The sequence below is a fragment of the Methylobacterium nigriterrae genome (assembly GCF_037106235.1).
Lineage (GTDB): Bacteria > Pseudomonadota > Alphaproteobacteria > Rhizobiales > Beijerinckiaceae > Methylobacterium > Methylobacterium nigriterrae.
Genome location: NZ_JBAWTG010000239.1, coordinates 1 through 4,618 on the forward strand (window position 1 = coordinate 1; position 4,618 = coordinate 4,618).

A 4,618-nucleotide genomic window follows, 5' to 3' on the forward strand; every position below is an offset into this window, starting at 1 on the left:
ATTACTGCTGAGGGCATCAGTTCGCTTTCCTGTTCCGTGAGGAAGCGACGGGCTGAGGCGCATGTTCCAGCTCGGTGCAGCGACACAGTTCAACCAGGCATAATGTCGAGAAAACGACGGTTTTCCAGACATGTAGTGCCAGGTTTCCTACGGGCCGCAGCGAAACTTCAGCTGGTGAACTCGTGCTGACTTGCCATCCAACGGAAGCCTTGGCCGGTGCGCTTCCCGGCGGTCGGACAAAGCTGGCCGCGACGACCTGCTATGGCCGAAAGCGGCATGTCCGCTTCGGGGCTCAAGCTGCAGGTAATCGGACGTTCCGCCCGGCTTAGGTGAATGCCTCGGAGTGACCTTATGCGGACCTTCGATACCATGGCTTTGAAGGATATGACCGCTACGGCCTGTTATGACTTGAGCCAGTCGAGTGCGGTGGCAAGGTAGAGGACACCGGCGAAGCTGGTGGCGGTCTTCTCGTATCGCGTGGCAACAGCGCGCCACTCCTTCAATCGCGCCCAGAGGCGCTCGACCCGGTTGCGGTTGTTGTCGATCCACTCCGGACAGGCGACAGGAGCCTCATGCCGCTGCGGCGGGATCGCAGGCCGTGCGCCCATGCCTCAGATATGTTCACGGAAGTGATGGCTGGTGTAGCCGCGGTCGCCCACCACCCACCTCGGCACGCCGGGCAGCTGATCGAGCAGCGGGATGGCCTGGGGCAGCTCATGTGCTTGCCCAGGCGCGATCCGGAAGGCGATGGCGCGACCCGCGCCATCGGCGATCACGCAAGCCTTGGTCCCATAGCCGCCACGAGAGCGGCCAAGCGCCTCACGATGATCTCGCTCAGCTTGAGATCCCCCCTTCGCGCAGCCCCGGCCGCCTTCTGGTGAGCGCGCACGCTGGTGCCGTCGAGAAACACCATGCCGAGTTGCACGCCGCGATGCCGGTGCGACCGTCTCACGGGCCCTCAGGCGGCGACCCTCGCCGGGGTCGCCTCTGCCGACGCTACCCTGAGGCACGCTTCCACAGCTTCCCTCAGCGACGGCACGTAGGCGTGGGCGCCGACCTCGCGTCCCACTGCCGCGTCGCTGAGAACCTTCTCGCCCACCGGCCAAAGCCCGACGAGAACCGGTATACCCGGAGCACGCCGCCTCAGCCGCTCCAGGAGGTAGCGCAGGTGCGCCGGGTTACCGGTGATGTCGAGGTAGGAGATGCACACCATCGCCACGCCCGCCAGGTCAAGATCGCGGATGCGTTCGCGCGATACGGCGTCGTAACCGGCTACCCGCGCCCCGAGCCCATGCTTGCGCAGCAACTGGGCCAGCATCGCGGAGGAGGCCTCGTCGAGTGGTCCGCGTCCCGTCACGCACAGCACGGGCGCCTCGCCGCGCCACGCCTCCGGGAGGGCCTCGCGCGGCGGCGCCTGCCCGGGCACGGCCTCGTTCTTCGGGTGGGCTCGCTCCGCCAGGGTGGGCGTCGCGTTCGGGTTGACCGCCTTGTCGTCGCCCTGGGGCTCGACGTCGGCATGGTCCTCGAAGTCTTCGACCAGGGACCTTGCAGAGGCGCGGATGTTTTCCAGTTGCGGAGGCGTGACCACCCCGCGCGCAAAGTCGTTGGCGGCAAGTTGCAGCCCCTTTAGCGCCACCTCGTCGTAGTACGAGGACAGCGAACGCTCCTTCAGCATCACTTCGCCAAGGTCACGGGCCTCGTCAGGGTCGCCAGCTAGCATGCGCTGGTAGAAGTTCTCCACCGGCGTCAGCGGCGGTCGGTCGCCGAGCATGATGTCGAGGAACTCCAGGCTGTCGACGTGGCGACCAAGCACCACCAGGCAGACCGTGAACGGGGTCGCCAGGATCAGGCCGATGGGGCCCCACAGGAAGCCCCAGAACAGGGTCGAGACGATGACGGCAAAGGGCGAGAGCCCGGTTGAGTGCCCATAGAGGAGCGGCTCGATGACCTGCCCGAACAGCGGCTCAGCGACGACAAACAGGGCGGCGGTGGCGATCACCATCGACCAACCTGGATCGACCGCTGCAGACAGGGCAAGGGGCAGGATCCCTGAGATGAAGGCGCCGATGTAGGGCACGAAGCGCATCAGCGCGGAGAACACGCCCCACAGCAGCGGATTGGGCACGCCAATGAACCAGAGACCCACGCCGATGATGACGCCGAAAACGGCGTTCATGCCGAGCTGGGCCAGGAAGTAGGTGCCCAGACGTCCCGCCGCGTCGTCCATGGCGACGGTGGTCCGATGCAGGTCGCTCGATCCGAACAGGCGGATCATTCGATTGCGCAGATCCTCGCGTTGCAGGAGCAAGAACACGACGACGACGAGGACGATGCCGATGGTCGTCAACGGCTCGAAGATGGGCCCGAGCACCTTCTCGGCCAGCGCGAGGGGAGAGATCTCGGGCTCCTGAACCCGAACGAGCTGTGCCTTCGGCGTGTCGCCGGCCGGACCGGTCGCCGCGGTGGTGCCGGCGGCATCGGCCTTCTGGGTGGCGTCGTGGACCTGGTGGCTGAACTTCTGCAGGACGCGGTTCGCGTCGCCGAGCCAGCCCTGCTGCAGGCCGGTGAACTTCTTCTGCACCGTGGCCTGGTACTGCGGCAAGTTGCCGGCGAGCCCGGCGACCTGCGTGCCGATGAGGGCACCGATGCCGCCGGTGACCGCGAGGGCTAGCAGGACGGCCACGATGACGGACGGGACCCGTCCGAGCTTGATCCGCCGCAGCAGGTTGACCACGGGCGCCAGCACGAAGCTGAGGAGAACCGCCAGCACGAGCGGAATGAACACCTCGCGTCCGAAATAGAGCGCGGCGACGAGGACCACGCCGACCGCGAGGGTCAGCAGGCCACGGAGGCCGGGCACGAGTGGCGGGGGAACCCAGGCGGGCGGTCGAACGGCAACGGCATCGTCGGTCGGCATGCGAGGAACTCCCAGGACTTGGCGCCCGGCTTCTTGACGCAGGTCTTCAACGCGCCTGGACGCGTTTCGGCCCCGCCTCCCCCCACCCCGAAGGCATCACGGATGTCTCCTCGACGGTATTGCATCCATGACACACGTCGCTCATGGACCGGACGGGCGAGTGCCGTTTGGCGAGAACCGAAACGACGCTGCGGGTGTCGGCGCACTCACGGCCATCGGCGCGAGCTGCGAATGAAGGCCTCGGGACTTATTCCGCATCGACCTGGGACCACAAACCGGGGCAGATCCAGGATGCCCGAAAACTTGCGTTCAGCGCGGACCAGTTTGCTGGGTCAGGGTCAATCCTCAGGTGGACCAGCGCGGCTAGACGGCCGCCGCTGTCAATGATGCGGTGCGTGTTGCCAAAGGATTCGTGTCTCAGGCCGACGCGGCTACTGTATCGGCTACCTTCGCCTTACGTGCACCGAGCGGCTCTGGCTTGCCAGTCGTGGTATCCTTGGCCGTCTGGTGCTCCATCTCAGCGTTCACCTCGGCACCGAGCAGCACGATGGTCGTCGAGATCCAGATCCAAGTCATGAAGCCGATCACGGCACCGAGGGAGCCGGGGCCTGTCGCAAACGCGGGCGTGAGCCGCAGGACGGGCTGATCCGGGCCTCGTTTCAGACTTTGTTAACCTCCGAAAGGCCTTCGCCCGCTTCACATCCTGCGAGTGCCGCAAATATCTCGCAGCCGCCGGGTACGAAGACGACTTGGCCGTCGCTAAATGAGCGGGCCCAGCTCTAATCTGATTTAGGCTTCTACAGCAGCGCTCTAGGCGAAATATGAGAATTATAATTTGAACTTTTGGCCTTCAACTTGCGTTTTCCCTTCCAGATAGCCATCCATAACCCATCATATCATTGTTGGTCGCCTCATGGTCCGGCACCCATTCTTTGCCGAAGGTCCCGCATGTCGAAGATCGTCACCGTCATCGCGCTCACCGCTGTCCTGTCGACCTCGTTGCTCTTCCCGGCCTCAGCCGCAGAGCCGAAGAACTTCAACGGTAGCTGGACTGTGGAACTCGTGACCGAGAGTGGTCTCTGCGATAGTCGCTACAGCTACTCGCTTGCCGTTCAGGAAGGTCAGGTCCGCCTGAAGTTGGCCGTCGATGGTACGACGCGTATTACCGGGCGCGTTGGACAGGATGGCACGGTCGGCCTGAACGTCTCGAACGGATCTACGAACGGAGCGGCCTCGGGTCGGCTCCAGGCACAGTCCGGTGCTGGCACCTGGAAGGTCTCCTCCCTCTGCTCGGGCCGATGGACTGCCCGTCGTTTGACGCTGACGGCGCAGGGCTCATAGTTAATTTGATGCGAAACCTCCTTGGCATCTGCGACGACACAGAGAGCTTCCGGGTCGGGCAGCTTGGAGTGCGGGTTGGCCAGCGCTGGTTTGACGGCAAGACGCTCAGGCAGGACCGCTTCCGGTGAGCGCTCCTTCGAGGGTTTTAGGCGAGCATAGATACTAAGCTCGACTTTGGCCGATTATGCGGCTTGGCAGAGGACGTAGGCCCAGGGGCGGGGCAAGACGAAGCGCCGTTTCGGTCTGTGGCTCTGGCGACAAGACATCACAGAAGTCTGTTCACGCCAGAGCGCGTAGCGAACCGCCGCGAGGGCGTCGATGAAGGTCGGCTTTGGTTTGGCGTACCATGCGGCCGTCGTG

General features: G+C 64.6%; 2 protein-coding genes and 3 pseudogenes. 2 read left to right on the forward strand and 3 right to left on the reverse strand.

The window, feature by feature from the left end; translation table 11 throughout:
• Positions 1-401: 401 nt before the first annotated feature.
• The 3 genes and pseudogenes from WDW90_RS35175 to WDW90_RS35185 all read right to left on the reverse strand — a co-directional run.
• Positions 402-937 (reverse strand): annotated as a pseudogene (locus tag WDW90_RS35175) (IS5 family transposase); the annotation flags it as partial.
• 21 nt (positions 938-958) lie between these two features.
• Positions 959-2,917 (reverse strand): AI-2E family transporter, encoded by a 1,959-nt coding sequence (locus WDW90_RS35180; RefSeq protein ID WP_336492375.1) that lies wholly within the window; start codon positions 2,915-2,917, stop codon positions 959-961.
• Between the two features lie 417 nt (positions 2,918-3,334).
• Positions 3,335-3,520, reverse strand: a pseudogene (locus WDW90_RS35185) (YhjD/YihY/BrkB family envelope integrity protein); the annotation flags it as partial.
• 26 nt (positions 3,521-3,546) lie between these two features.
• On the opposite strand from WDW90_RS35185, the pseudogene WDW90_RS41040 reads away from it, so the two are divergent.
• A pseudogene (locus tag WDW90_RS41040) lies at positions 3,547-3,684 on the forward strand (IS630 family transposase); the annotation flags it as partial.
• Positions 3,685-3,865: 181 nt separating this feature from the next.
• Complete coding sequence (locus WDW90_RS35190; protein ID WP_336492376.1) at positions 3,866-4,258, forward strand: hypothetical protein; 393 nt, start codon at positions 3,866-3,868, stop codon at positions 4,256-4,258.
• The last annotated feature ends 360 nt before the right edge of the window (positions 4,259-4,618 follow it).

Excerpts from the sequence above, each read along its gene's own strand:
- WDW90_RS35190 (WP_336492376.1), top strand. The coding sequence starts at position 3,866 with ATGTCGAAGATCGTCACCGTCATCGCGCTCACCGCTGTCCTGTCGACC.
- WDW90_RS35180 (WP_336492375.1), bottom strand. The coding sequence starts at position 2,917 with ATGCCGACCGACGATGCCGTTGCCGTTCGACCGCCCGCCTGGGTTCCC.